Source organism: Enterobacter sp. MGH 4 (assembly GCF_000534735.1).
Classification (GTDB): domain Bacteria; phylum Pseudomonadota; class Gammaproteobacteria; order Enterobacterales; family Enterobacteriaceae; genus Enterobacter; species Enterobacter intestinihominis.
Genome location: NZ_KI973289.1, coordinates 590,162 through 615,783, shown reverse-complemented (window position 1 = coordinate 615,783; position 25,622 = coordinate 590,162). Strand labels below are relative to the sequence as shown.

Sequence of the window (25,622 nt, the reverse complement as noted above, 5' to 3'; positions counted from 1 at the left end):
CTGAATCAGTAGGTGACGCTGACGTTAATCGTGTCGGTATAGGTTCCCGGTACGACCGTTACGCTATTGCCGCCGCCCGTAATGCGTGCGTAGAGGGTGTAGCTATCCACCCCACCCGCAGTAGAGGCGACCGGCAACGCGGCATTGTTCGCAACCACGTTGTTGTAACCGCTATCGCTGAACAGGCTGTAGGCAACGCCCTGCGCCGCATTGGCGGTGTTGACCAGATAGCGGCCCGGCGTACCTGGGGTGCCGACAACGGTTCCGGGTGCGGTAGCGTTAGTGTTGCCGGTGATCGCCACCGTGTAACTGGCAGTGGTACATTGAATGGTAAAGGTGTTTCCTCCGCTGGCACCGGTTAACTGGGTTGTCAGGGTGGAGAATGTTGCAGGATGAGTGCCGAAATCCAGCGTCCCGAAGTTAATGCCGTTTTGCGTTGGCGAGCCGTTGATCAAGCAGCCGTTTGTCAGCGTCAACGTCGCGCCGATAGTGCCGCTACTGGTGACCGCGAGAGCCTGACCGACCGTTGCCGCCGTCAGCAGCGTGCCCGCGCAGATAAAAAGAAGTTTTCTTTTCATTTACCACCCTCCAGAAGAAATATAGGTTCGCTTGCCATATTTTATTCATACTGTTCAGTATGTTAGCCCCGCTTAAACATTCCCCGGCGCGGTTACTGAGAATTTAGTTTATGGTTAGCACTTCAACCACTTTCATCAAAAAGAGGGCAACCCCGCTCGAATTAACAGGTTATTAACAAACATTACAAAGGGTTAGCAAAAAAAAAAGGGCATTATTCTTGCTTAACTTGAGGATATATCGCCTGTAGGGTGATCTGAGTCACAATATATCGTCATGATAAAAACAACGAATTTCATAAAAATTAAAAACAAGTTGTAACTCACGCAGCTTTACTTCAATTTATGCCCCGAATATTTTCCTGCGCTTAAATAAAAATTTTGTATGCATTGACGCAGGAAACTCTTTTAGCGCATAGAGGATCTTTTTGTGGCAAGTGCAAACAAACTCACGCTCTTCATCGTGATTTTCATGCTGGCGGGCATTCTTTCCGGTGCGGCGATCCATGAGTATGCTTCGTCCGACGCGATACAGGCCTGGTCGGAGAACATCACCCTGCTGACCGATATTTTCCTGCGGCTGATCAAGATGGTGATAGCCCCGCTGGTGTTCAGCACCCTGACGGTGGGCATTATGAGGCTGGGTGAAACGTCTACGATTGGGCGCGTCGGGGGTAAAGCGATGGTGTGGTTTATCAGCTCATCCGTACTTTCCATTCTGGTGGGGCTGTTTATTGTTACCCTTGAACAACCCGGCAGCGGTCTGAACCTGAGCATTCCGACAGAGACGGTTGATACCGGCCTGGCCGTGAGCGGGATGTCGCTGAAAGCCTTCCTGTCACACACCATTCCAACCAGCATTGCCGGCGCGATGGCGAACAATGAGATCCTGCAAATTGTGGTCTTCTCGATGTTCTTCGGCATTGGCGGCGCGTCACTGGGCCAAAAATTCAACGCCCCGCTGGTCGCGGCGCTGGATGTGGTATCCCACATTATGCTGAAGGTGACGGGCTACGTGATGTACGTTGCGCCGCTGGCCATTTTCGCGGCGATTTCGTCCGTCATTGCCACCCAGGGGCTGGGCATTTTGCTGAACTATGCCTCGTTTATTGGCGGTTATTATGTGGCGATCCTCCTGACCTGTCTGGTATTGCTGGCCGTGGGTTACATGGTACTGAAGAAAGAGATTTTCCGTCTGGTGGCGATGCTGAAAGATCCGGTGCTGGTGGCGTTTACCACCAGCAGCTCAGAAGCGGCATACCCGAAAACGCTGGAGCAGTTAGCGCGCTTCGGCTGTTCACGTAATATCGCCTCTTTCGTCCTGCCGATCGGCTACTCGTTTAACCTGGTCGGCTCCATGGTGTACTGCTCGTTCGCCTCAATGTTTATCGCCCAGGCGTACAACATTCACCTGAGTTTCACCGAGGTGACGGTGCTGATGTTAACGCTGATGCTGGCCTCGAAAGGCATTGCGGGTGTACCGCGCTCGTCGCTGGTGGTGCTGGCGGCAACCATTCCGAGCTTTAATATTCCGGTGGCCGGGATCCTGCTGCTGATGGGGATTGATCATTTCCTGGATATGGGACGGTCCGCCATTAACGTGCTGGGGAACGGGATTGCGACGGCGATGCTGTCGCAGAATGAAGGGGCGCGGGAAGCGGAGGCAGAGCTGGTGGAGCAGGAGGCGTAAGGTTACAAAAGAGCCGGGTGGCGGCTTCGCCTTACCCGGCCTACGAATGGCTCGAACACGTAGGCCGGGTAAGCGTCAGCGCCACCCGGCTTTATTTTATGCCACGTGATTCGCCGCGATATCCAGCAGCGCCATCTCTTCGCTGTTCAGCAGCTTCTCAATATTCACCAGAATCAGCATACGCTCGCCGAGCGCACCCAGCCCTGTCAGGTATTCCGTCGACAGCGTGACCGCAAACTCCGGCGCAGGACGGATTTGATCGGCGGTCAGCGACAGCACATCTGACACGCCGTCCACCACAATCCCCACCACGCGCTGCCCCAGATTCAGAACAATCACCACCGTGTTATCGTTGTACTCCACATCGCCCTGGCTGAACTTCACGCGCAGATCCACGATAGGCACAATCACACCGCGCAGGTTGGTCACACCCTTGATAAACGCTGGCGTATTCGCGATGCGCGTTACCTGATCGTACCCGCGAATTTCCTGCACTTTCAGGATGTCGATACCGTACTCTTCATCACCTAAAGTGAAAACCAGGAATTCCTGCCCAGAGGGCTCGCCCGCCAGTTTCGTTACGTTACTCATACCGGTCATGTTATTACCTTTTACTTAATCAGGCGGCTGTGTTCGCCACACGTTGTTCACGATTTAATCCCTGAAGTGCCGATACATCGACGATCAGCGCGACGCTACCATCACCCAGGATGGTGGCAGCAGAGATCCCCGGCACTTTGCGGTAGTTACTTTCCAGGTTCTTAACCACCACCTGATGCTGACCAATCAGCTGATCGACCAGCAGCGCGTAGCGGCGTCCGGCGCTTTGCAGGATCACAACGATACCCTGCGTGGCCTCGGTTTTTGCCCCGTCCACTTCGAACAATTTCCACAGTTCCACCAGCGGCAGGTACTCGCCGCGCACTTCGAGCACGCGCTCGCCGCCCGCCAGCGGATGCAGATCTTCTTCGCGCGGCTGGAGGGATTCCATCACCGCGTTCAGCGGCAGAATAAAGACTTCGTCCGCCACTTTAACGGACATGCCGTCAAGAATGGCCAGCGTCAGCGGCAGCAGGATACGGATCGTGGTGCCCGCGCCCTGCTTAGACTGGATCTCAACGTGACCGCCCATCTCCTGAATGTTACGTTTCACCACGTCCATGCCCACGCCGCGGCCGGAAACGTCGGTGACCTGCTCTGCGGTTGAGAAGCCCGGGGCAAAAATCAGCATGCCCACTTCTTCGTCAGTCATGTTTTCGTTGACCGCCATGCCCTGCGAAATCGCCTTCGCCAGAATGCGCTCGCGGTTCAGGCCCGCGCCGTCATCGGTCACTTCGATGCAGATGTTGCCGCCCTGATGTTCTGCTGACAGGATCAGGTTGCCCACTGGCGATTTTCCGGCTGCCACGCGGTTTTCCGGCAGCTCAATGCCGTGGTCGAGGCTGTTACGCACCAGGTGCGTTAACGGGTCGATAATGCGTTCAATCAGGCTCTTATCCAGCTCGGTGGAGCTGCCCATCAGCGTGAGTTCGATCTGTTTGTTGAGCTTGCTGGCCAGGTCGCGCACCAGGCGCGGGAAGCGGCTGAAGACATATTCCATCGGCATCATGCGGATGGACATCACCGATTCCTGCAAATCGCGGGCGTTACGTTGTAACTGGCCCATGCTGGTGATGAGATCGCCGTGGGTCACCGGGTCCAGCTCGTTGGAGCGCTGGGCCAGCATCGACTGGGTGATCACCAGTTCACCCACCAGGTTAATCAGCTGATCCACTTTCTCCACCGCCACGCGAATGCTCGTTGACTCGCTGGAGCGCGCCGCCGGTTTTTCACCGCGGGCCGGGGCGGCCGTCTCTTTGGGCACGGCTTTCAGTGCAGGGGCAGCGGCAACTACCGCAGGGGCAATTTCTGCCGGCGCGGGCACTTCAACGGCCGCCGCCTCGGTTTCAAACGCAATTTGATCCGCTTCAATCACGAAGCACAGCACCGCCACAATGTCATCCTGACCGATCCCGCCGTCGAGCGTCGCGGCCAGGCTGTCTTTACCCTTCACCACGTTGCTGAGCGTCGCCAGGTTACCCAGCTCCTCTTCCAGCAGGTTGACCTCGTTCTCTTTCAGCCGTGACAGCACTACGCGCAATTTTCCTGCGGCTGCATCAGGCGCACTGTCTGGTTTGGCCGCGGCGTCAACAACGCTCAGTTTTGCCGCAGGGACAACGGGCGCAGACGCCTCACCTTTGGCTTCCAGCGCTAACTGACGCAGCGCGTTGCAGATGTATTCAAAGCTGGCGGCATCAGGCTCTGCCGAACTTTTATAGGCGTCGAGCTGTTCCTGCATAATATCTTTCGTTTCCAAAAACAGGTTGATAATGTCGGTATTGAGCTGCATCTCACCGCGTCGTGCTTCATCCAGCAGGTTTTCCATTAAATGGGTCGTTTCCTGCAAAATGGTAAATCCAAACGTTCCGGCTCCGCCTTTAATGGAATGCGCCGCACGGAAGATGGCGTTGAGCTGTTCTGAGTCCGGTGCCTCGGGCACCAGATCCAGCAAATGTTGCTCCATATCGGCCAACAATTCGTCGGCTTCATCAAAAAATGTCTGGTAAAAATCGGTAATATCCATGCTCACGCTATCACCTCGGATTGGCTGGTGGCGATGTTGGAACGGCAGCCGAAGGGACGGCCCCAGGCTGTTTTAAATCGTCCAGTGACTCATTCTGACTTTCGGCGTTTTCATGCAGGATGGCCTGCTCCGCCTGCTGGTTCAGCACTAAAAGACTGATACGACGGTTGATGGCGTCATCCGGTCCGCGGTCGGTCAGGCGCATGGTTGCAGCCATGCCGACCACGCGCAGGACCTTGCCATCATCAAGCCCACCCGCCACCAGCTCGCGACGCGAGGCGTTGGCGCGATCGGCAGAAAGCTCCCAGTTGCTGTATCCCTTCTCTCCCGTGGCGTACGGGAAATCATCCGTGTGACCGGAGAGGCTAACGCGGTTCGGAATGCCGTTCAGCACCGGTGCAATCGCGCGCAGAATATCGCGCATGTAGGGCTCCACGTCGGCACTGCCGGTTTTGAACATCGGTCGGTTCTGGCTGTCGATGATTTGAATACGCAGCCCTTCCTGCACCAGGTCAATTTTCAGATGCGGACGCAGCGCGCGCAATTTAGGGTCCGCCTCAATCAGCTGATCCAGGTCACCGCGCAGTTTTTTCAGGCGCGCCTGCTCCATCCGTTTTTTCAGCTCGTCGATGTTAGGCTGTTTTTTCACTTCGCCCTGCTGCTGGGTGTAATCGTCACCGCCGCCGGGGATCGGGCTGTCGCTGTTCGAAATGCGCGGCCCGCCGGTGACCGCCGTCGCCAGCGGCGTTCTGAAATATTCCGCAATCTGAATAAGCTCTTTCGGGCTGGAGATGGAGATCAGCCACATCACCAGAAAGAAGGCCATCATGGCGGTCATAAAGTCGGCGTACGCGATCTTCCATGAGCCGTGAGAACCGTGCCCGTGCCCCTTATGCTTGCGTTTTTTTACGATGACGATCGGATGGGACTGGTTTTTCATGCGTCCTCAGTTGTCGTCTGTTGGTTGGGGTTTTTCACCGCGCGCACATGCTCTTCCAGTTCGATAAACGACGGACGTTCGCTGGAGTAGAGCGTCTTACGGCCAAATTCGACGGCGATCGGTGGCGCATAACCGTTGAGGTTTGAGAGCAGCGTAATTTTCACGCACTGCATCATTTTGGTGGTTTCAGCGCTCTTCTGGCGCAGCACGCTCGCCAGCGGGGAGATAAAGCCGTATGCCAGTAAAATACCGAGGAACGTCCCCACCATTGCGTGGGCAATCAGGGCGCCCAGTTCAGCCGCCGGGCGATCCGCCGAGGCCAGGGCATGAACGACGCCCATGACCGCCGCCACGATACCGAACGCTGGAAGCGAGTCGCCCACCAGCGCCAGGCTGTTGGCCGGCACTTCGGATTCGCTCTCGTGGGTTTCGATCTCTTCGTCCATCAGGGCTTCAATTTCGAAGGTGTTCATGTTGCCGCTGATGATCAGCCGCAGGTAATCGACGATAAAATCGAGCATCATCGCGTCAGCCAGAATACGCGGGTAGCTGGCGAAAATTTCGCTCTCTTTCGGGTTTTCAATGTCCCGCTCCAGCGAGAACATTCCTTGCTGACGTGACTTCGCCATCAGGCGATAGAGCAGCGCCAGAAGATCCATATACATGCTTTTGGTGTATTTCGAGCGACGAAACAGCAGCGGAATCGCCTTCAGCGTGCCCTTGATCGATTTACCGTTGTTACCAACGATAAAAGCCCCTACCCCTGCACCGCCGATGATGACAAGTTCAGCCGGTTGATAGAGTGCTCCAAGGTGCCCGCCGGTCATCATGTAACCGCCGAAAACTGTACCGAGAACTACCAGGTAACCTAATAAGATAAGCACGACATCATCCTTCCGCTAGTGACTATGGCAGGACGTTCATTTCGAGCGCGTGACCTGAACGCAGGGTAAAAAAAAGCAGCGGTAATCGCTTACCGCTGCTGGAATCTTGCCCACAGGTTCGGGTTAAACAGCGTGTTCGATCTGTTCATCCAGCAGTTGTGGAATAATATCGGCAGCATCCCGGGAAAGTTTACGTCTTTTTACGGCTCGGGATGGAGGCTGGCATAAACTACAGGCGAAGCTGCCCGCAGGCTGGTGCGCGTGGGTAATAAAATTGCCGTCACAGCAGTTGCAGCGCGACAATTCAAGCATTCCGCTTTCAACAAAACGCACCAGCGTCCAGGCGCGGGTCAGCGCCAGCAGGGGTCCCTGTTCCTGCTGCGGGCATTGCTCAAGGTAAAGTTTGTAGGCTTTAATCACGGCATCCACGCCGCTGCATAAGCCCGTTTTAAGCAGGTACTGCCAGGCGTTACAGAACATGGAAGCATGGATGTTCTGCTCCCATGTCATGAACCAGTCAGTCGAAAACGGCAGCATGCCTTTTGGCGGTGGGCTACCACGCAATTCTTTGTACAGCTTGATCAAACGACCACGGCTCAGTTGCGTCTCGCTTTCCAGCATTTGTAAACGCGCACCCAGCGTGATGAGTTCCATTGCCAGCTGGATATCACGGGCTTCCTGAACAATGCTTTTTTCGCTCATTGTTAAGCCCTTTTCTTCCGGGCTACGTCGTCAGGCTGGCTGATTTCGTTGAGCAGGCGGGTGGAGAGAAGAATACCGGTGTGGATCTGTTGCAGATCGTCCACGCGGGATTCCTGAGTCAGACGCGTAATGGTCTGCGGGTTATCGAAACGGAACTGGCAGACAAGCTGATTGGTTTCAGCCAGCTTGACCATCTGCGGAAGTGTTAATCCCCCCAGCATGGTTGCCATCTCTTCGTTAACACCCAGACGAAACATCGCTGACGGTTTGTCCTGACTAATCAAACGCTGCGCGAGCAATAAATACGACAAATTGATGTCGTAAATATGTTTTAGCAACTCGGATGTATGCATTTTTCCCATCCCGAATAACCAACTATTATTTTTATGCGGAAAGACCGCACCCCGTGATGTCGCCGGGAAATCACCCGGTATAAAAAGAAAAGGCCAAATGCATAGTTGAATTTAGGTTTGTACGTCGTAAAGCGCGTGACCGGTTAACATGGCCAAAATGTCGGTTACACATTTTATCTTTTCTTACAAATAACTAAGATTTTTCCTAATTCGACGCAAACTCTACTCGTCAGTTTTGACACATACAATGCAGCCCCCCCTGGAATTTAAAAAAAATGTGATCTGCGTCACATAATTTACGCGAATGTAACCCATAAATCCATCAGCGTGACTTGTAATTTGGGTGTTTTTTATCCAACCCAAGCTTGTTTATATTCTTCAGGAACGAATACTCATGCATCCGGACGGGGGAATTGGGTCTGGGAAATGTAAAGACAGGGCAAATCCGCATTGATCTGCTATGGGGAAAACTTCACGCTGAAACTACCATTAATTAATAAAGTAAAAACAGTGGGTTAACGCTGGTAACACAAAAATCAGTTTCGTTGCGTAACGATCTACGCCGGGTTGATGATGAGTTAAGGCGTGTTAACCACCCGGAAGGGAAAATGTGTAATTTACGTTAAGCTGTTAATTTTTTTCATTTAGGCCATCTTTTCAGTTATTCTTCTTATAAGAATAATTAATGAATAATTATGATAAGCTTCACACTAATGACGCATTCACCTCTTGCAGTAATGACAGTTTCGCGGTAAAGCTGGGGAAACTTGTCATTCTGACATCAAAGGAGTGCGTGATGAGTTACTCCCATCTGCTTGTTTCAGTTGCTGTTTCTCCCGAAAGCCACCAGCTTGTCGCCCGAGCCGTATCCATCGCCCGCCCCGCCAATGCCCGCATCAGCCTGATCACGCTGGCCGCGGAACCCGAAATGTATAATCAGCTGGCTGCGCCGATGCTGGAAGATATACGTGAGGTATTGCAGGAGGAAACGCACCAATTCCTGCAAGAGTTGGTGGAGAGGGCAGACTATCCGATTCATCAGACCGTTATCGCGACCGGTGAATTAAGCGCGCATATACTCGACATCTGTCAGAAAGAGAATATTGACCTGGTTATTTGCGGAAATCATAACCAGAGTTTTTTTTCTCGTGCGGCATGCTCGGCAAAATCTATCGTTTCGTCAAGCCAGGTTGATGTCCTGCTGGTGCCTCTTGGGGGCAATTAATGCCCCCGGAGAAAATCAGGCGAGTTTAGGGAAGGTCGCGATCTTTTTTTGCAGATCACCTTCCTGACTTTGCGGCTGGATCGCGCGCAAATCGTCAATAAAACGCGCCTGCCAGCGGTTAATATCATTCTTCATGATGGTCTCCATCATTTCCGAATGGCGTGAAATACGTTCCGCAAGCGGCATAGTTAACGCACGGTTCAGGGCATTTGCCACGTCATCGCGATCGTAAGGGTTTACAATCAGCGCTGAGGTTAACTCGTTTGCCGCACCGGCAAATTGAGACAGCACCAGCACACCCGGGTCAGCAGGATCTTGTGCTGCAACATACTCTTTTGCCACCAGATTCATCCCGTCGCGCAGGGGCGTGACCAGCCCGACATCCGCATAGCGGAACACTTTCATCAGAATTTTGCGCTCAAAGTGCTGATTCAAATAGAAAAGTGGCGTCCAGCCAAGCTGCCCGTAGCGCCCGTTGATGCGCCCTGCTTCGGTCTCAAGCTGGTGACGGATATCCTGATAGGCCTGAACCTCACCGCGTGAGGTCGGCGCTATCTGGGTATAACGAATCTTGCCGTGATGCTGCGGGAATTTTTCCAGCAGGGTTTCGTACGCGAGGAATCGCTCCGGCAACCCTTTGGAATAATCAAGTCGTTCAACCGAAAAGATATTCTTAACGTGCTTGAGTTCATCCTTAAGCTGGGCAAGCTTCGGAGGCAATGGACCGGAGGCCTGCTCGGCAATTTCGTCTGGCTCAATACCAATCGGGTAGACCTCGGTATGGAAATTACGTCCCCACGCGGTGTGAGATTTGCCGCCGTGAGTGACCAGTCGGGTTTTACCGGACACGCTGTCGAGGAAGGCCAGCCTGTCGTTTTCCGTCTGGAAACCGAGCAGGTCGTAATCGGACAGCGCCTCAAGGATCTCTTCATGCTGCGGCAGTGCCGTGAAAATCTCCGGCGTCGGGAAAGGAATGTGCAGGAAAAAACCGATTCGGTTATTCACACCACGTTTTCGCAGCTCTCTGGCGAAAGGCAGCAAATGGTAATCGTGGATCCATAAAATATCGTCTTCTTCGATCAGCGGCAGCAGTTTATCTGCCAGCAGCGCATTAACGCGCATATAGCCTTCATAAGATTCACGCTGGAATTTCACCAGGTCCAGACGATAGTGAAACGCTGGCCACAGCACGGCGTTTGAGAACTCGGAATAATATTCATCATAGTCCTTCTCACTGAGTGCGAAGGAAGCCCACGTGATATTGCCCCGTGACACCTTTTTAAGCGGTTTCTCATCATTACTGATTTCCCCGCTCCAGCCAAACCAGAGACCACCCGCGGCTTTGAGGGCACCTAATACCCCGACCGCCAGGCCACCGGCACTGGCTTTTTTATCATCCGGCGGTGCGATGCGATTAGAGACGACGACTAAGCGACCCATAATGATTTCTCCCGTTGTTTTGCGCTATTTGTTGTTGTTGCTGGTTAGCGACATCAGATATCCACTGCCAGACGCTGGCGACGTTTTCCAGCCGCCATCCGGCAACGGTTTCACCCGGCCCTACCTTGACAGACATGCCACTGGCCTGGTTTACCACGCTGAACCCGGCCTCGTCGGTCAGGTCATCCCCAAAAAATACTGGCGTGCGCCCTTTAAACGGCGCTTCCGCCATAAACGCTGCAATGGCAGCGCCTTTATTAATTCCTGCTGGTTTAATCTCGACCACACATTTACCGGGCTGTAACGCCAGCTCCGGATGGGCTTCCGCCACGCTTCTTGCTACCGAAAAGATCGCCGCCTCATGGTGAGGCGCCTGACGGTAGTGCAGCGCAAAGGCCATGCCTTTGGCTTCCAGTTCCGTACCGGGAAGCAGTTCCAGAGCAGAAGAGAGTTGCGCATGCAGCGCCTGAACCAGCGTATCGGGGAGTGAAACTATATGCAGTTGATCATGGATATCGCGGCGCTCCGCTCCGTGCACACCGGCCAGCGGAAAGTGATAAGGACTGGCGAGCACATCCAGCTCGGCCATTGAGCGCCCTGAAATCAATGCCAGTGCCCCCTCGTTCTGTCGGGAGAGCTGCTGCAAATTCTCTAACACCAGATCCGGTACAACAACGTCGTCAGGATGCGGTTCAATCCCGGCGAGCGTCCCGTCGAGGTCAAAAAAGAAAGCAAATTTTCCGGGCAGTACAGGCGGTGCGGTTAACAAGTCAGCCACCCTAATCCTCCTTACAGTGAACAAAACAGCCATGTAAGTATAGACAGTGTGACGGCGCTCGCCATTTAGCAACCGGCCCGTCAGCATAACTGGCGGGCCGGTCAGGGAGTCAACTATGGTTAATAGTTGAGCAGATAAGTGGCTAAAAATAAATCAGACGGTACGCTTAGCTTTTTGCTTGTAACGGTCGAAGATCACTGCTGCCAGCAGGATCAGGCCGCGTACGACGTACTGAGAGAACGGAGAAATATTAAGCAGGTTCATGGCGTTCTCCACGGTCCCCAGAATCAGGATCCCCGCCACCACATATGAGATTTTTCCGATGCCGCCCTTGAGGGATACGCCCCCCAATACGCAGGCTGAAATGACAATCAGCTCATAACCGATAGAGGTCATTGGCTGGCCGCTGGTCATACGCGACGCCAGAATAATCCCCGCCGCTGCCGACACCAGCCCGGAAAGCACGAAGATAATGATCTTGGTCCGTACGACCGGGACACCCGCCAAACGCGCCGCTTCCTCGTTCCCGCCAATCGCCAGGGTATTACGACCAAAGGTGGTGCGGTTAAGCAGGAAACCAAACAGGATCAGACAGGCTACCGTCAGCCAGATAGGCGCAGGCAAGCCCAGCCAGTTGGCATAGCCCAGCGTAAAGAAGCGCTCGTCTTCAATCCCCACCGCCTTACCGTCGGAGATGATATAGGCCAGACCGCGCACGATTTGCATGGTCGCAAGCGTCGTGATCAGGGCGTTAATCTTCAGGCGCGCAATCACAAAGCCGTTCACCAGACCGCTCAGCACGCCGAGCATCAGCCCCGCCAGCACGCCGATCCACAGGCTTTCGGTCATATTGATCACCACGGCAGTGGTGACCCCGGCACAGGCAATCACCGAGGCGACCGACAGGTCAAAATCGCCGGAGGCCAGGCAGAATAGCATTCCGCAGGCCACCATGCCGGACATGGAGATGGCCAGCCCCAGCCCCTTCATGTTGATGAAGGTCGCGAAGTTTGGCACAAAAATCGCGCACGCAACGAACAGGGCGGCAAAAACCACCAACATGCCGTACTGGTCCCAGATGCGGCCAAAACTGAAAGCCGACTTCGGCGCTCCGGATGTAGTAACAGAGGACATCATTGACTCCTTACTCAGGCGACAGCCTGGCTAACTTTAGGCATGGCGAGACTCAACGCCTGTTGTTCATTCGCCTGTTCATGCAGCAATTCACCGGCAATTTCGCCTTCACGCATCACTACAATACGGTCGGCGACGCCCAGCACCTCGGGCAGATCGCTGGAGGCGAACAGCACCGCCACACCGCGTTTTGCCAGCTCATAGATGACGTTATAGATTTCGTGTTTCGCCCCCACGTCGATACCGCGCGTTGGTTCATCCAGCAAAATGACCTTCATGTCTTCCGACAGCCAGCGCCCCAGAATGGCTTTTTGCTGGTTGCCGCCGGACAAATTCATGATCAGCTGTTCAGCCCCGGGAGTTTTGATGTTCAGCGAACGGATATGGTGATCAGCGTTGCGCGCCTCCCAGCCGTCGTTAATCAGACATCCCGCGCGGATGAACTTGCGCCGGGCAGAGATGTTGATGTTGTCGCGCACCGAGTGCACTGGAATAATGCCTTCGGCCTTTCGATCCTCCGGACAGAGCATGATGCCCGCGTTAATCGCCTGCGCAGGCTTCTGTATATCGACTTTTTTCCCATCAACGAAGACCTGGCCCTGGGTAATGCGCGTACCGCCAAACAGCCCTTTCATCAGCTCGCTGCGCCCTGCCCCGACAAGGCCAAACAGCCCGACGATTTCGCCGCTGCGCACCGAGAGTGAAATAGGTGTGCGCACGCCTGGGGCTTTAACGCTATCCAGACGCAGACGCTCAGGGCCGTACTCGCGCGGCTTCCAGTGGTAAATATCCCCGAGATCGCGCCCAACCATCGCCTGCACCAGCTGGTCATGATTGACCTGCTGCATATCGGTGAAGGTGCGCACGTAGCGGCCATCCTTAAACACGGTGATGGCATCGCTTAAGGCAAAAATCTCTTCCATACGGTGGGAGACGTACAGAATGATGCGGCCCTCTTTGCGCAGCTCGCGGATCACGCGAAAGAGGTTTTCAATTTCACGCGCCGAGAGCGAGCTGGTTGGCTCGTCAAAAGCGATGATCTTGGCGTTACGCGCCAGCGCTTTGGCAATTTCCACCATCTGCCACTGGCCGATGGAGAGATACTTAAGGGGCGTTTGCGGATCGACATCCAGCCCAAGGTGCCTGAGCTGCAAGCCCGCTTCATAGTTGAGCAGCGAGCGGTTGACCACGCCGCTTTTATGCGGAAGCTGGCCCAGGTAGATGTTCTCCGCCACGGTCATTTCAGGAATGAGATGCAGCTCCTGATAGATGATGGCGACGCCCGCGTTTAACGCTGCCGTGGTATCGGCAAAGGCCACCTCTTCGCCGCGAATGGCCAGCGTGCCGGTGGTGGGCGTGTAGTTGCCGCTGAGAATTTTTAGCAGCGTGGATTTTCCCGCGCCGTTCTCCCCCATCAGGGCATGAACCTGACCTGCATAGCAGTCGAAGCTGATATCGGTCAGCGCGTTTACGCCGGGGAATGTTTTACCGATGCCGCGGAAAGAGAGATACGGATCAGACTGTTGCATAACGACTCCGTGATTCCTGTAGTGTGTACGTCAGGCCCCTCACGGCGTGTGAGGGGCGCAATCACAGCGTATTACTTACCGCCCAGTCCTTTTTTCGCCAGCTCCTCTTTGAAATTATCGCGGGTGATCAGCACCACATCGGTTACTTCGGTGAATTTCGGCGGCTCAACCCCCTTGGTCACCCAGTTGTAAAGCATTTCGCTGGATTTATAGCCGTGGACATCCGGGCTTGGCAGCAGAGAGCCGTAGAAGCCGGTCGCCTGCGCTTTAGACAGTTCGCTCACGGCGTCCACGCCGTTGATGCCGATCCCGATAATGTCCGGTGCTTTAAAGCCCTGGCCTTCCGTTGCACGCACGCCGCCCAGCACGGTGTTATCGTTCATCCCCACCACCAGCCAGTGTTTCACCTCCGGATGCTGGACGAGCATAGAGTTCGCCGCATCAAAGGCGCCCGGGATATCGTTGGATTTGGTCGGGACTTTGTAGATTTGTTTTTCCGGGAAGCCAGCCGCTTTTAGGGCGTCCATGGAGCCCGTGGTACGACGACGGGCGGTATCCAGCTCGTCAGCGGTAATCGCCATCACGGCGGTCTCTTTTACATCCCAGCCGCGTTTTTGCATCTCTTTATAGAGCTCCTGGCCCTGACGCTCGCCGATTTTGGTGGCCGCCATCATCACCAGCGGAACGGTATCCATCGGTTTGCCTTTGGCATTCACGAACTGATCGTCCACCGCAATCACTTTCATGTCATAACCGCGCGCTTTCGCGGCAATCGCTGAACCCAGCTTTGGATCCGGCGTACAGATAACGAAACCTTTCGCGCCGCTCGCCGCCAGGCTATCAATGGCGTTAAGCGTTTTCTCGCCGTCAGGTACGGCGATTTTAATTACCTCAAATCCCAAATCTTTTCCGGCTTTATCAGCAAATTTCCATTCGGTCTGGAACCACGGTTCTTCCGGCTGTTTAACCAGAAAACCGAGCTTTAAATTTTCAGCGATAGCGGATTGTGACATAACGGCAGCCAGGCCGATGGCCGCCAGCGCTTTAGTAAATTTGTGCATGGTAAACTCCAGCTTTAGCATTCTTATCTGTAGGGAATAATGGCGAACAACATATTTAATCGGACTTAAAACAAGGCATTAGCGCTTACCTCGTCATAAGCGTTATTGCTGGTGATAGTTTTAGCGGGAAATTAATCATCCATAAGAGAGCGACATCACACCGCAGAATTACAGTAATTGCGTACATAAATTCAGCGAAAAATGACATAAAAAAGGACGTAATTGTCCTACAAATGGAAAGGAGTTAAGCAGGATTATCCATAAGGTCAGCTAAGTAATCCCTGTAACCCGGACGCCTTAGCGTCCGGCAGAAAATTTACCAGCGGTAATAGATGTGTTCAGCATGATCGCGCACGGGGGCATCGTCGCCCAACAGACGCGCAGAGAGCGTCAGCGCAAAGTCAAAAGCGTGCCCCAGCCCCTTGCCGCTGATGAGGTTGTTATCCTCCACGACCGGCGCATCCACATATACTCCATCATCAACGGTCTGCCACAGATCGCCGGAACAGACGTAGCGCCGCCCCTTCAGTAGCCCGTTTGCGCCCAGCACCCGCGCAGCCGCAGAGCAGATCGGGCAGATGAGTTTGCCGTGCTCGTCATGCGCGGAAACAAAGCGGATCACCTCCTGGTTAGCCGCCAGATTGATACTCCCCTGCGGCCCACCGGGTAACACGACCGCGTCATACAGCCTATTAAAACGTTCCGTTAAGGTACTGTCAGCCACCATGGGGATATTGTGGTAACTCACTACCGCACGGGACTCCGCGCAGGCCAGCGTTTCCACCTCAATCTGCAAGCGACGCAGGATATCAACTGTGATAATCGCTTCTGCTTCTTCAAAACCAGGTGCCAGCAGCACCGCAACTTTTGTCATCATAAACCCCTACAAGTGAAAAGATATAAAACATCGTTTCATTTTCCAGATTTGTTAGATAACAATCTTACGACGCGATCACAGAACCGTATATTGCGGGAAAATTGATTTAGCTCAAATTTGCTACAGCAGGATATATTTGCAGTTATTATTTCTGATTTAACACTTTCACAGAATTTCCCGCCACAGAAGGTTTCCTGAAACGATAAAAATGGGAAGCACTGATTTTAATATCATTAAAAACATAAAGATAAAAAATATTTTATCTCGCCACCTGTTTTCTGTTCTGCGCTATATTTAAATTTGTAATGTATGGTAAACACAGCCCAACTAAGAGTTTTCTTAATTCAAAGAGAAGCGTATGCTTATTTAAATCGAACACAGGACGTGAATTTTCGAGTTTGTTTACCTTGCAGAAATCTTTTTCTGTTATTCAATTGTCAGTACCTGCCGGGTCAGGTTTCGTAGCGGACATCAAGTCCCACAGTCAATAAGGATATGAGTATGACTACCCAAACGATGATGCAAAAACTGAATGCCCAGATGAACCTGGAGTTTTATGCTTCAAATCTGCATCTGCATTTGAGCGCCTGGTGTTCCAGAAAAAGCCTCAACGGCACTGCCACCTTCTTTCGTACTCAGGCGCAAAGTAACGTCACGCACATGATGCGTGTCTTTAACTTTTTGAAAGCCATCGGCGCCAATCCCACAGTCAAAGAGCTTGAAACGATTGAAGATAATTACTCCTCTCTGGAGGAACTGTTCCAGAAAACGCTTGAAGAGTATGAGCAACGCTGTACGAAGCTGAACAAGCTGGCCGATGAAGCCAAAGCGCAACAGGACATCATTACCCTCAAGTTTTTACGTGATATGGACAGAGAACAGCAGCAGGATGGCATGCTGCTGAAAACGCTCGCAGACGAAATCCGCAACGCGAAACGCGCGGGGATCTGTCTGGAGCAGACGGACCGCCATCTTCTCGACATAGCTACCGTGCAACACCACTAAATTCCTTCACCCGCTCCCGTCAGGGCTGAGAGTTCCCCACAAAATAATGCCTGCACAGACGGCCCCCTCTCCCTTGAGGGAGAGGGCTGGGGTGAGGGGGAACATACGGCTCTGGTGGTCATTCCGTTCACTTTATGTTCCTTGCTACTCTGTCACGGCATAACCGGTGAACGTGCCAGGGTGGCTCAGTCGCCACCACCCTGGCGACCCGGGCTTCCGGCGGAAAATCGCCGCTTCGCGGTACCTTCGGCTTATTCCTTCCGGCTTATCGGGGACGGGCGGAGGTAACATCCCTGTAAAGCCCGCCCTCTCGGCGCATCCCTGCGCCTCGCCCCGGCCTACAGGAAACGCCTCAGCGATTTACAGCCGGACCGAGGCATCGCTGAAAGCCTTCAGTTATTCTGAAGGCAACGTTATCGCTTTTGCTTTCAAATTACTGGGGATCCCTCAGCCCGTCAGGGAGTGGGTGCCAACTCCCTGCTTTTGCTGACATTTAACAAATCAGATCTTGCTCCCAATGAATAACCACACATCGTGTAATGATTTGTTTAATTACATTCATTAACGAGGGAGCATCATGATCATCATTGAGTTTATTGTCATTATCCTCTGCCTGCTGGTAGGTACCCGCTTCGGCGGGATGGGCCTGGGGCTGATAAGCGGCATCGGCCTGTTTATTTTGAGTTTTGTCTTTGGTCTGCAACCCGGTAAACCGCCGGTTGACGTGATGCTCACGATCCTCGCCGTCATCGGCTGCGCGGCAACACTACAGACCGCCGGTGGCCTGAACGTGATGATGCAATTCGCAGAGCGCCTGCTGCGAAAACATCCCCAGCACATCACCCTTCTCGCGCCGTTTACCACCTGGATGTTGACCTTTCTCTGCGGGACCGGCCACGTCGTCTACACTATGTTTCCCATTATCGCGGATATCGCCCTGAAAAAAGGCATTCGCCCGGAACGGCCGATGGCGGTGGCCTCGGTGGCCTCACAGATGGCGATCACCGCCTCCCCCGTTTCCGTGGCCGTCGTTTCGCTGGTCTCAATTCTGGGTGCGCAGAACGGTATCGGCCACGCGTGGGGGATCCTCGAAATCCTCGCCGTTTCCGTACCGGCCTCACTGTCTGGCGTCGCCATTGCGGCACTGTGGAGCCTGCGCCGGGGAAAAAACCTCGCAGACGATCCTGAATTTCAGGAAAAGCTGAAAGATCCGAAACAGCGGGAGTTTATCTATGGGGGAACGGAGACGTTGATGGATCAGCGTTTCCCTAAACAGGCCTACTTGTCAACGTGGATCTTCTTCGCCGGGATTGCCGTTGTGGTCCTGCTGGGTGCGTTGCCCGAGTTGCGTCCGGCGTTTGAGATCAAAGGCAAAATGACGGCCCTGTCGATGAACCTTGTTATTCAAATGATGATGCTTATTGCCGGGGCCATCATGCTGATGACCTGTAAGGTTAATGCGTCGGCCATTTCAAACGGAGCGGTATTTAAGGCGGGGATGGTCGCCATCTTCTCGGTGTTTGGCGTGGCATGGATGAGCGATACCTTTTTCCAGGCGCATCTCGACGAACTGAAAATGGCACTGGAGGGGGTAGTGAAGAGTCATCCCTGGACGTATGCCATCGTGTTGTTTCTGGTGTCGAAACTGGTCAACAGCCAGGCCGCGGCCTTAACCGCAGTCGCCCCGATGGGGTTGATGTTAGGCATCGATCCGAAAATGCTGGTGGCCTTCTTCCCGGCCTCCTACGGCTACTTTGTGCTGCCCACCTATCCGAGCGATCTGGCCTGTATTGGATTCGATCGCTCCGGCACCACCCGCATCGGTAAATTCATCATCAACCACAGCTTTATTCTGCCGGGTCTGATTGGCGTCAGCTGTGCCTGCGTGGTGAGCTATCTGCTGGTGCAGACGTTCTTTTGAACCTTCTGCGGGCGACAGACTCTGTCGCCCTTCGACGTAAAATCAGAAAACGGTTTCTAATTTTAAAACATCGGTTTATTTTAATGTGACTCACCCTGCGGCGTGAAGCGCAGTTCAATCAGCGCGATCGCTTTCTGGATCGCGCGGAGCGTAACCGGATCCGCAGCAGCAGGATGATTGGTGAAATCGATGTTTTTTAGCTGGGTCGACATCTTTTCGCGTACCTCAACCGGCGCGATAACGTCAATCACATCAAGGATTTGTTTGATAACCAGCTGGCAGGCGACGACGTCAGATACCAGTTCCTGATCGGCGCTCAGGTTTTGTGACATGGGCTTCTCCTTATTCAAAGGCCGCCATAGTAGCAAAACAGACGCCCTTCCATCTCCCTCTCGTCGTCCGCAGACATAAAAAAACCTGCCGAAGCAGGTTTTTTTATCAGAACATCGCACCCGGTGGGACGTCTTTAAACGTTGTGCAGTAGTTAGCCCACATGCTTTTCAGGATTTTGCGCAGTTTCATTATGTTGCTCCAGTAACGTGTTATGCAGGTGTTATTATCAATACGCTTATAATATGACCGTCATCACAAAAATCAACCATTTTGTGACCTGCATCACGGTTAACAAACCCTCAGTGCTGCCGGTTTGTTAAAAAAAGGCACGATAAATCCGCACGTTACAGACTTATAAATTCCAGTAAATTTTTATAAAATTTTTTGAGCGGGCAGGAAGAGAATGAGTGAAAACGTATCCGGCAAAGAGAGCCATGGATTATCGCCTGCGGCACTGCTGGTGGCCGGTGCTTTCTTTATGGAGTTTCTGGACGGGACGGTGATCGCCACCGCATTGCCGGATATGTCAAAAAGCTTCGGCGTACAGGCCGTGGATCTGAATATCGGCATCAGCGCCTACCTGATCACCCTTGCCGTGCTGATCCCCGCCAGCGGCTGGATCGCCGACCGCTTCGGCGCGCGAAAAGTATTTGCCCTCGCGCTGGCGATCTTCACGCTGGCCTCGGTATTTTGCGGCCTGTCCACCACGCTCGAGGAGTTTGTCGCAATGCGCGTCTTCCAGGGCATGGGTGGCGCGCTGATGGTGCCTGTGGGTCGCCTGGCCGTGTTACGTACAACGCCAAAGCATCAGCTCATCACGGCAATCGCCACCCTGACGTGGCCTGCGCTGGTCGCGCCGATCATCGGCCCGCCGCTGGGCGGGTTCATTACAAGCTATGCCGACTGGCGCTGGATCTTCTTTATTAATGTGCCGCTGGGGATAATCGCCATTTTGCTGGCACTGCGAATCATTCCAGACCTGCATGAAGATACGCGCCGACCGTTTGATTTACCGGGTTTTGTGGTCACCACCCTTGCCATGGTGAGCCTGGTTTATGCGATGGAGTTGATGGGCGCAGAGCCTCTGCGGACAGGATTAACCGCCACGCTGTTTATCGTCGGTGTCGCCGCGTTGAGCCTGGCGCTGCGCCACTTTAAGCGGGCAACCTGGCCGATGATCAGGCTCGATGCGATGCAAGTGCCAACGTTTCGCGTCACCCTGTACGGCGGATCGCTGTTTCGCGCCTCCATCAGCGCGGTACCGTTCCTGTTACCGCTGATGTTCCAGGTCGGCTTTGGCATGGACGCGTTCCATTCTGGCCTGCTGGTGCTGGCCGTTTTCGTAGGCAATCTCACCATTAAACCGGCGACGACGCCCCTGATCCGCAGCCTGGGGTTTAAGCGGCTGTTGCTGATTAACGGTTCACTGAATGTCCTGGCGCTGCTGGCCTGCGCCTTTCTTACGCCGCAGACTCCTGTGTGGCTCGTCATGCTGATCCTCTATCTGGGTGGCGTTTTTCGTTCGATCCAGTTTACAGCCATCAGTACGCTGGCCTTTGCGGATGTACCCTCGGCGCAGATGAGCTATGCCAATACGCTGTTTTCAACCGCAACGCAGCTTGCCGTGGGACTTGGGATCACGCTCGGGGCAATTGGTATTCGTATCGGGGAAAAAGTCAGTGAGAAGATGGGGATTGCCGGCATGCCGGGAATGAGCTTCCGGCTGGCATTTGTGGCGATCGCGCTGATCTGCCTGGTGGGAATGGTTGACACGCTGCGTCTGACCAAAAATGCAGGCAGCGCGGTATCATCGAAAAAGTAAGGCTCTGTGCCGGGCGGGCAACGCACCGCCCGGCAAAGGAAATCAGCCAACAATACCGCGCACGAAGGCTTCGATCTCTTTGTCCTGGCAGTTCTCGAAGAAGCACTGCTGGAAGCGCTGGCCTGAGACGGCGGTTTTAACCAGCTCAGGATCGATTGCACGCAGGGTATCCAGATAGTTTTCTTTTACCACCGCCGCTTTCACCTGGTTCAGAATACCGGCGTTACGCACCTGCGGCTCCTTACGCTCTGGTGGATAGCCTTCGCCATTGCGTCCGGTAAACGCTTTCTCAAAGATAAAGCGTACGTTCAGTTCTGCTCCCCAGCCGAAGCCTTTCGCAAACGGCAGAGAAAGCGCGTTACCGTTGTTGATTTGCGCAAACAGGAAAGCATCCGCAGGATCGATGCAGTAACCGCAAATCACACCCGGATGGATGTTCAGGGACATTAACGCGCCCTGCCCGGTACCGCAGCCGGTGACAACAAAATCAACGGCTTTAGCGTTAAGCAGAATGCTCGCCATGATGCCCAGGTGAATATAAGTGAGATGATGATCGTTCTCATCACTCATACCGACGTTATAGACCGGGAAACCTTTCTCATCAGCAACGGCTTTTAGCTCATTAAGGATGATGGGATTCTTAGCGGCCTGGCTGTTTTCCATCATCAGTGCAATTTTCATCTTGTCTCTCCTGAATGCATGGCGGGCGATCCCGCTGTGGATACCTTTTCAACTTAACCTTACTATCAAACAAACGCACTTTCAAATTAAGTGAAAACTTGTTTTAAAAAACAAAGATGCGCTCACAATTTCGCGCGGTGGCCCGGCTCGTTGTACAGTGAAAGGGCAGATCCTCCGGCTATTCCGGCCATTGCGTCCCGTCGCGTTGGTTACAATGGCGTATTTCCCGTCACGCAGAGTGAAACATGAAACGTGTAATCATAGCCGGAACGATCCTGTTGCTCGCCGGGTGCAGCATCAACCGTCAGGCAGAAGTCAGTAGTACTGATGCCCCAAACGGAATTGTGCGCCTCGACTATGGCCAGACCATGCTCCAAAACGCCTGGTCTGATGACTATGTTAATAACGGTACGGCAACAAAGGCCTGCCAACGCATGGGCTACGCCTCCGCGTCAGCCTACGGGCAGCCGATTAAAACCTGCACCCTGATCAGCGGTTCACTCTGTCTGAACGAAAGTGTGACCATTCAGTATAAATGTCAGGGATATGCCGTTACCTCTTCCAGCCAGAATCCGTGGTATTAACCGCGACTGCCAGTCACGCTGGCAGTTTATTTAATAAGAACAAAAATAATTCTCATTAATAAATATAAATGGCGGCAATGCGTTTTATTCCCATTCGTATTTTTAATAAATAAATATTTATTTTACTTTTTGCAAATAATTAAATAACAAATTATAGTGTCGCTCATCGTGAACCAGAATTAATAAACCGGAGCTGCACCATGTTAAAAACTGAAATGATCGACAAGCTCAATGCGCAAATGAATCTTGAGCTATTTTCTTCCCTGCTTTATCAGCAGATGAGCGCCTGGTGCAGCTATCACAGCTTTGAAGGGGCTGCCGCCTTCCTGCGTCGTCATGCCCAGGAAGAGATGACGCACATGCAGCGTCTGTTTGATTACCTGACGGACACCGGCAGCCTGCCGCGCATTGATAACGTGGTATCGCCTTTCGCCGAGTACGGCTCTCTTGATGAACTGTTCCGTGCCACCTATGAGCACGAACAGCTGATCACCCAGAAAATAAATGAACTGGCTCATGCCGCCATGACCAGTCAGGATTATCCAACCTTTAATTTCCTTCAGTGGTATGTGGCTGAACAGCACGAAGAAGAGAAGCTGTTTAAATCCGTGCTGGATAAATTATCTCTGGCAGGTAAATCTGGGGAAGGTCTGTACTTCATTGATAAAGAGCTGTCGACGCTCGACACGCAGAATTAATAGAAAAGCGGTGCTGAGTTTTCAGCACCGCTTTATTCAATGACGGCAAATTTTACTTTCGTGCGTGGAAAATCCATCTGCTGCCGGAATGAATTTTCCGCGCGCCGCCAGAAACGCCACCAGCTCCGCGGCTGTCATTTCCGAAGCTGAACAGGTATGGAAACGCGCCGCTTCGCCAAAGCGGGCATGTATCGCCTCAACCAGACTCTCCTTCGTATAACGCTCACCTGACTCAATCATCATATTCAGCACGTCGTGTCCGTGAATTGACATCATTACCTCTCGCAAATAAAAAGCAGACTAAATGCTCCCTCCACGGCACGCTTTGCGCAGGCGCAGGTTCCCCCTTTCTTTTTGTAAATTAATCATTACACCCTATGTAACGGTGATTTGACGAGATGGTGCTTTTCCCTTACTCTGCGCCGCAGAATGAGTCGCGGTATGGAAGCGTTGTAGAGGAAAGCGTGAAGAACAGAACTCTGGGAAGTATTTTTATCGTCGCCGGAACGACAATTGGCGCAGGAATGTTGGCCATGCCGTTGGCTGCCGCCGGCGTCGGGTTTGGGGTTACCGTAGTGCTGCTGGGCGGTCTTTGGGCCCTGATGTGTTACACCGCGCTATTATTGCTGGAGGTATATCAACATGTCCCTGCCGATACCGGCTTAGGCTCCCTGGCTGCACGCTATCTTGGACGCTACGGGCAGTGGATCACCGGTTTCAGCATGATGTTCCTGATGTACGCGCTGACCGCCGCCTACATCAGCGGCGCCGGGGAGCTAATTGCGTCAAGTATCAATGACGGCTTCGGTGCGTCGCTTTCACCGGAAACAGGCGCCATTGTCTTTACGCTGATCGGTGGCGGTGTGGTTTGTGCGGGCACGTCGCTGGTCGATCTGTTTAACCGTTTTTTGTTCAGCGCCAAAATTCTCTTCCTTGTTGTGATGCTGGTGCTGCTGGCACCGCATGTGCACAAGGTTAACCTGCTCTCCCTCCCGCTGGAGAAAGGTCTGGCGCTTTCGGCCATCCCGGTGATTTTCACCTCTTTCGGTTTTCACGGCAGCGTGCCGAGCATCGTGAGTTATATGAACGGTGATATTCGCAAGCTGCGCCGCGTCTTTGTGATCGGCAGCGCCATTCCGTTGATTGCTTACCTGTTCTGGCAGCTGGTGACGCTGGGCAGTATTGATTCCACCACCTTTATCGGCCTGATGGCAGAGCATTCTGGTCTGAATGGATTCCTGGTTGCCCTGCGTAACGTAGTGGCCTCTTCACACGTGGAGCTGGCGGTACATCTGTTTGCAGACCTGGCGCTGGCAACCTCCTTCCTCGGCGTGGCGCTTGGCCTGTTTGACTATATGGCGGATCTGTTCCAGCGTCGCAATACCGTTGCCGGACGCTTACAGACGGGGGCGATGACCTTCCTGCCGCCGCTGGCCTTCGCGCTCTTTTATCCGCGCGGGTTTGTGATGGCGCTGGGGTATGCTGGCGTGGCGTTATCGGTACTGGCCCTGCTGCTGCCTTCCCTGCTGGCGTGGAAGAGCCGCCAGCAACATCCGCAGCAAGGATACCGCGTGGCGGGTGGTAAGCCGCTGCTGTGCGTGGTGTTTGGTTGTGGGGTGGTGATTATTCTGGTGCAGATTTTGATTGCAGCGGGGATGCTGCCGGAAGTGGGATAACTTATTTATACAGGTCCTGAGGTACTGTTCCGTTCACCTTAAGATCAACAGAATATGATTTTTTCACAGCATGTGAACGGGATAAGGGGGCCGCCGCGGCCCCCTTATCAATCCCCGCGGCCCCGCGGAAAATCGGTGCTTCGCACTGCGCTCACCTCCCGACCATCTGCCTGCGGTCGGCTCAACTCGACATCCTGTCTCGATTCGCCTCTGGCCGCCATCCATGGCGTCCAGCCCTTGTCATCTGGTCTCCGGTTCGCCGATTTTAGCGGGGACTCAACACCCGTGCCCCATTCAGGCCACAGTAATTAATGATTTAATGCAGGCAGCAACTCTTAAACTTCTTCCCGCTCCCGCACGGACACGGATCGTTACGTCCCACCTTCGACCCGTTCACGATCGGCTTTTTCGCTTCCGACTGCTGCGGATTAGCCACCCAGTAGTTGTACAAACGCAGCGCCGCAGGCTGAATGCTCTCGATGCTGGCCATATACTCCTCTTCGGTCAGCGCATCCAGCTTCTCGCTGTTCTCTTCCGTTCCGTGCAGGGCAATCACCGCCAGATCCGCTTCCAGCGCTTCCGGCAGGGATGACCAGTCCGTCAGCGCCACGCCGCGCATGTAGCCATAGCACCACTCTTCCACTACGGTATAGCTCTGACCGTCAACGTCGTTATAGCCAAACAGCGGTTCAAACTGATCCGGGTATTCGCTCAGGCGCTCGGCAATATCGTTCATGTGCTTAAAGCAGAGATCGATAAAACGGTTCATCTCACGATCGTTTTTCCAGCGCGGAATATACTTCTCACCACCCCATACCGCTACCAGCCAGGTGTCGGGCTCCACCACAACGGGACCGGAAAGTACTGCGGTAAGCATGCCGTCCAGTTCGGACACGTCAATCACGGATGCATCGTCGTGTCCGTAAGAGATTAATGTCTCTTCCAGCCACGCCATCTCGCTTTCATTTAATGGGCCTTCAGCCATTGCTGATACTCCTGATAAAAAAAACGATCCTGACATATATCGCCGCGCATGCCTATCTGAAGTTTAGGTCTTTATTGCTGCAAAAACGTGCAAATCGTGACCGTTG

Annotated in this window: 26 protein-coding genes; 8 read left to right on the top strand and 18 right to left on the bottom strand. The window is 53.6% G+C overall.

Annotation, left to right across the window (positions count from 1 at the left end):
* Positions 1–5 precede the first annotated feature (5 nt).
* The gene (locus L350_RS19295; RefSeq protein WP_022648508.1) at positions 6–578 is read right to left on the bottom strand and encodes a spore coat protein U domain-containing protein; all 573 of its coding nucleotides are present in this window, start codon (positions 576–578) and stop codon (positions 6–8) included.
* Between the two features lie 427 nt (positions 579–1,005).
* On the opposite strand from L350_RS19295, the gene L350_RS19300 reads away from it, so the two are divergent.
* The gene (locus L350_RS19300; protein WP_032624032.1) at positions 1,006–2,265 is read left to right on the top strand and encodes a dicarboxylate/amino acid:cation symporter; all 1,260 of its coding nucleotides are present in this window, start codon (positions 1,006–1,008) and stop codon (positions 2,263–2,265) included.
* 96 nt (positions 2,266–2,361) lie between these two features.
* Here L350_RS19300 and cheW read toward each other — a convergent pair whose 3' ends face one another.
* From cheW to flhD, 6 genes are all read right to left on the bottom strand, one after another.
* Positions 2,362–2,865, bottom strand: a complete 504-nt coding sequence (cheW, locus tag L350_RS19305; protein WP_003859699.1) for a chemotaxis protein CheW — start codon at positions 2,863–2,865, stop codon at positions 2,362–2,364.
* A gap of 19 nt (positions 2,866–2,884) precedes the next feature.
* Complete coding sequence (gene cheA, locus L350_RS19310; RefSeq protein ID WP_032624031.1) at positions 2,885–4,894, bottom strand: chemotaxis protein CheA; 2,010 nt, start codon at positions 4,892–4,894, stop codon at positions 2,885–2,887.
* Positions 4,895–4,898: 4 nt separating this feature from the next.
* The gene (gene motB / locus L350_RS19315) at positions 4,899–5,828 is read right to left on the bottom strand and encodes a flagellar motor protein MotB (protein ID WP_022648511.1); all 930 of its coding nucleotides are present in this window, start codon (positions 5,826–5,828) and stop codon (positions 4,899–4,901) included.
* Positions 5,825–6,712 carry a flagellar motor stator protein MotA gene (gene motA / locus L350_RS19320; protein ID WP_003859696.1) on the bottom strand — a complete coding sequence of 296 codons (888 nt, stop codon included), beginning with the start codon at positions 6,710–6,712 and terminating at the stop codon, positions 5,825–5,827. Before motA ends, motB begins: the two co-directional genes overlap by 4 nt.
* Before the next feature lie 123 nt (positions 6,713–6,835).
* Complete coding sequence (gene flhC, locus L350_RS19325) at positions 6,836–7,414, bottom strand: flagellar transcriptional regulator FlhC (RefSeq protein WP_022648512.1); 579 nt, start codon at positions 7,412–7,414, stop codon at positions 6,836–6,838.
* A gap of 2 nt (positions 7,415–7,416) precedes the next feature.
* The gene (flhD, locus tag L350_RS19330; RefSeq protein WP_003859693.1) at positions 7,417–7,767 is read right to left on the bottom strand and encodes a flagellar transcriptional regulator FlhD; all 351 of its coding nucleotides are present in this window, start codon (positions 7,765–7,767) and stop codon (positions 7,417–7,419) included.
* A gap of 796 nt (positions 7,768–8,563) precedes the next feature.
* Between flhD and uspC the strand changes: the two genes are divergently transcribed.
* Complete coding sequence (uspC, locus tag L350_RS19335; RefSeq protein WP_022648513.1) at positions 8,564–8,992, top strand: universal stress protein UspC; 429 nt, start codon at positions 8,564–8,566, stop codon at positions 8,990–8,992.
* A gap of 15 nt (positions 8,993–9,007) precedes the next feature.
* Here uspC and otsA read toward each other — a convergent pair whose 3' ends face one another.
* The 6 genes from otsA to L350_RS19365 form a co-directional block, all read right to left on the bottom strand.
* Positions 9,008–10,432, bottom strand: a complete 1,425-nt coding sequence (otsA, locus tag L350_RS19340) for an alpha,alpha-trehalose-phosphate synthase (RefSeq protein ID WP_022648514.1) — start codon at positions 10,430–10,432, stop codon at positions 9,008–9,010.
* Positions 10,407–11,210 carry a trehalose-phosphatase gene (otsB, locus tag L350_RS19345; RefSeq protein ID WP_022648515.1) on the bottom strand — a complete coding sequence of 268 codons (804 nt, stop codon included), beginning with the start codon at positions 11,208–11,210 and terminating at the stop codon, positions 10,407–10,409. Before otsB ends, otsA begins: the two co-directional genes overlap by 26 nt.
* 153 nt (positions 11,211–11,363) lie before the next feature.
* On the bottom strand, positions 11,364–12,344 hold the full coding sequence (gene araH / locus L350_RS19350; RefSeq protein WP_022648516.1) for an arabinose ABC transporter permease AraH: 981 nt from the start codon (positions 12,342–12,344) through the stop codon (positions 11,364–11,366).
* 14 nt (positions 12,345–12,358) lie between these two features.
* Positions 12,359–13,873 carry an L-arabinose ABC transporter ATP-binding protein AraG gene (gene araG, locus L350_RS19355; RefSeq protein WP_023300465.1) on the bottom strand — a complete coding sequence of 505 codons (1,515 nt, stop codon included), beginning with the start codon at positions 13,871–13,873 and terminating at the stop codon, positions 12,359–12,361.
* A gap of 71 nt (positions 13,874–13,944) precedes the next feature.
* Positions 13,945–14,934, bottom strand: a complete 990-nt coding sequence (gene araF / locus L350_RS19360) for an arabinose ABC transporter substrate-binding protein AraF (protein ID WP_023300466.1) — start codon at positions 14,932–14,934, stop codon at positions 13,945–13,947.
* Positions 14,935–15,250: 316 nt separating this feature from the next.
* The gene (locus tag L350_RS19365; RefSeq protein ID WP_032624817.1) at positions 15,251–15,808 is read right to left on the bottom strand and encodes a DJ-1/PfpI family protein; all 558 of its coding nucleotides are present in this window, start codon (positions 15,806–15,808) and stop codon (positions 15,251–15,253) included.
* Positions 15,809–16,312: 504 nt separating this feature from the next.
* On the opposite strand from L350_RS19365, the gene L350_RS19370 reads away from it, so the two are divergent.
* Together L350_RS19370 and L350_RS19375 are read left to right on the top strand one after the other, a co-directional pair.
* A complete protein-coding gene (locus tag L350_RS19370; protein ID WP_022648520.1) occupies positions 16,313–16,816 on the top strand; it encodes a non-heme ferritin-like protein in 504 nt (167 codons plus the stop codon).
* Positions 16,817–17,393: 577 nt separating this feature from the next.
* Complete coding sequence (locus L350_RS19375) at positions 17,394–18,737, top strand: anaerobic C4-dicarboxylate transporter (RefSeq protein WP_032624030.1); 1,344 nt, start codon at positions 17,394–17,396, stop codon at positions 18,735–18,737.
* Between the two features lie 80 nt (positions 18,738–18,817).
* Here L350_RS19375 and L350_RS19380 read toward each other — a convergent pair whose 3' ends face one another.
* Together L350_RS19380 and azuC are read right to left on the bottom strand one after the other, a co-directional pair.
* Positions 18,818–19,069, bottom strand: coding sequence for a DUF2766 family protein (locus L350_RS19380; protein ID WP_003859683.1), 252 nt, complete (start codon positions 19,067–19,069; stop codon positions 18,818–18,820).
* 106 nt (positions 19,070–19,175) lie between these two features.
* A complete protein-coding gene (azuC, locus tag L350_RS24140) occupies positions 19,176–19,259 on the bottom strand; it encodes a stress response protein AzuC (RefSeq protein WP_003859682.1) in 84 nt (27 codons plus the stop codon).
* A gap of 214 nt (positions 19,260–19,473) precedes the next feature.
* On the opposite strand from azuC, the gene L350_RS19385 reads away from it, so the two are divergent.
* Entirely contained in the window at positions 19,474–20,892 is a 1,419-nt protein-coding gene (locus L350_RS19385) for an MFS transporter (protein WP_032624029.1), read from the top strand.
* Positions 20,893–20,934: 42 nt separating this feature from the next.
* Here the strand turns inward: L350_RS19385 and L350_RS19390 are convergent, their stop codons facing one another.
* Positions 20,935–21,573 (bottom strand): RpiB/LacA/LacB family sugar-phosphate isomerase, encoded by a 639-nt coding sequence (locus tag L350_RS19390; protein ID WP_003859680.1) that lies wholly within the window; start codon positions 21,571–21,573, stop codon positions 20,935–20,937.
* 245 nt (positions 21,574–21,818) lie between these two features.
* On the opposite strand from L350_RS19390, the gene yecR reads away from it, so the two are divergent.
* On the top strand, positions 21,819–22,157 hold the full coding sequence (yecR, locus tag L350_RS19395) for a YecR family lipoprotein (protein ID WP_022648524.1): 339 nt from the start codon (positions 21,819–21,821) through the stop codon (positions 22,155–22,157).
* Positions 22,158–22,357: 200 nt separating this feature from the next.
* Positions 22,358–22,855, top strand: coding sequence for a non-heme ferritin (gene ftnA, locus L350_RS19400; RefSeq protein ID WP_022648525.1), 498 nt, complete (start codon positions 22,358–22,360; stop codon positions 22,853–22,855).
* A 36-nt stretch (positions 22,856–22,891) separates the two neighbouring features.
* Here ftnA and L350_RS19405 read toward each other — a convergent pair whose 3' ends face one another.
* Positions 22,892–23,131, bottom strand: a complete 240-nt coding sequence (locus L350_RS19405) for a YecH family metal-binding protein (RefSeq protein WP_032622412.1) — start codon at positions 23,129–23,131, stop codon at positions 22,892–22,894.
* Between the two features lie 188 nt (positions 23,132–23,319).
* On the opposite strand from L350_RS19405, the gene tyrP reads away from it, so the two are divergent.
* Positions 23,320–24,531: a tyrosine transporter TyrP gene (gene tyrP, locus L350_RS19410; RefSeq protein ID WP_032622450.1), complete on the top strand. Its 1,212-nt coding sequence runs from the start codon at positions 23,320–23,322 to the stop codon at positions 24,529–24,531.
* A gap of 316 nt (positions 24,532–24,847) precedes the next feature.
* On the opposite strand, the gene L350_RS19415 is transcribed toward tyrP, so the two are convergent.
* Entirely contained in the window at positions 24,848–25,516 is a 669-nt protein-coding gene (locus L350_RS19415; RefSeq protein ID WP_032624028.1) for a YecA/YgfB family protein, read from the bottom strand.
* Positions 25,517–25,622: the final 106 nt, after the last annotated feature.

Excerpts from the sequence above, each read along its gene's own strand:
- L350_RS19295 (WP_022648508.1), bottom strand. The coding sequence starts at position 578 with ATGAAAAGAAAACTTCTTTTTATCTGCGCGGGCACGCTGCTGACGGCG.
- uspC (WP_022648513.1), top strand. The coding sequence starts at position 8,564 with ATGAGTTACTCCCATCTGCTTGTTTCAGTTGCTGTTTCTCCCGAAAGC.
- motB (WP_022648511.1), bottom strand. The coding sequence starts at position 5,828 with ATGAAAAACCAGTCCCATCCGATCGTCATCGTAAAAAAACGCAAGCAT.
- L350_RS19405 (WP_032622412.1), bottom strand. The coding sequence starts at position 23,131 with ATGATGTCAATTCACGGACACGACGTGCTGAATATGATGATTGAGTCA.
- cheW (WP_003859699.1), bottom strand. The coding sequence starts at position 2,865 with ATGACCGGTATGAGTAACGTAACGAAACTGGCGGGCGAGCCCTCTGGG.
- araG (WP_023300465.1), bottom strand. The coding sequence starts at position 13,873 with ATGCAACAGTCTGATCCGTATCTCTCTTTCCGCGGCATCGGTAAAACA.
- otsA (WP_022648514.1), bottom strand. The coding sequence starts at position 10,432 with ATGGGTCGCTTAGTCGTCGTCTCTAATCGCATCGCACCGCCGGATGAT.
- yecR (WP_022648524.1), top strand. The coding sequence starts at position 21,819 with ATGAAACGTGTAATCATAGCCGGAACGATCCTGTTGCTCGCCGGGTGC.
- L350_RS19365 (WP_032624817.1), bottom strand. The coding sequence starts at position 15,808 with ATGACAAAAGTTGCGGTGCTGCTGGCACCTGGTTTTGAAGAAGCAGAA.
- L350_RS19415 (WP_032624028.1), bottom strand. The coding sequence starts at position 25,516 with ATGGCTGAAGGCCCATTAAATGAAAGCGAGATGGCGTGGCTGGAAGAG.
- L350_RS19385 (WP_032624029.1), top strand. The coding sequence starts at position 19,474 with ATGAGTGAAAACGTATCCGGCAAAGAGAGCCATGGATTATCGCCTGCG.
- L350_RS19370 (WP_022648520.1), top strand. The coding sequence starts at position 16,313 with ATGACTACCCAAACGATGATGCAAAAACTGAATGCCCAGATGAACCTG.
- flhC (WP_022648512.1), bottom strand. The coding sequence starts at position 7,414 with ATGAGCGAAAAAAGCATTGTTCAGGAAGCCCGTGATATCCAGCTGGCA.
- araF (WP_023300466.1), bottom strand. The coding sequence starts at position 14,934 with ATGCACAAATTTACTAAAGCGCTGGCGGCCATCGGCCTGGCTGCCGTT.
- flhD (WP_003859693.1), bottom strand. The coding sequence starts at position 7,767 with ATGCATACATCCGAGTTGCTAAAACATATTTACGACATCAATTTGTCG.
- L350_RS19390 (WP_003859680.1), bottom strand. The coding sequence starts at position 21,573 with ATGAAAATTGCACTGATGATGGAAAACAGCCAGGCCGCTAAGAATCCC.
- L350_RS19375 (WP_032624030.1), top strand. The coding sequence starts at position 17,394 with ATGATCATCATTGAGTTTATTGTCATTATCCTCTGCCTGCTGGTAGGT.
- L350_RS19380 (WP_003859683.1), bottom strand. The coding sequence starts at position 19,069 with ATGTCACAAAACCTGAGCGCCGATCAGGAACTGGTATCTGACGTCGTC.
- azuC (WP_003859682.1), bottom strand. The coding sequence starts at position 19,259 with ATGAAACTGCGCAAAATCCTGAAAAGCATGTGGGCTAACTACTGCACA.
- araH (WP_022648516.1), bottom strand. The coding sequence starts at position 12,344 with ATGTCCTCTGTTACTACATCCGGAGCGCCGAAGTCGGCTTTCAGTTTT.
- ftnA (WP_022648525.1), top strand. The coding sequence starts at position 22,358 with ATGTTAAAAACTGAAATGATCGACAAGCTCAATGCGCAAATGAATCTT.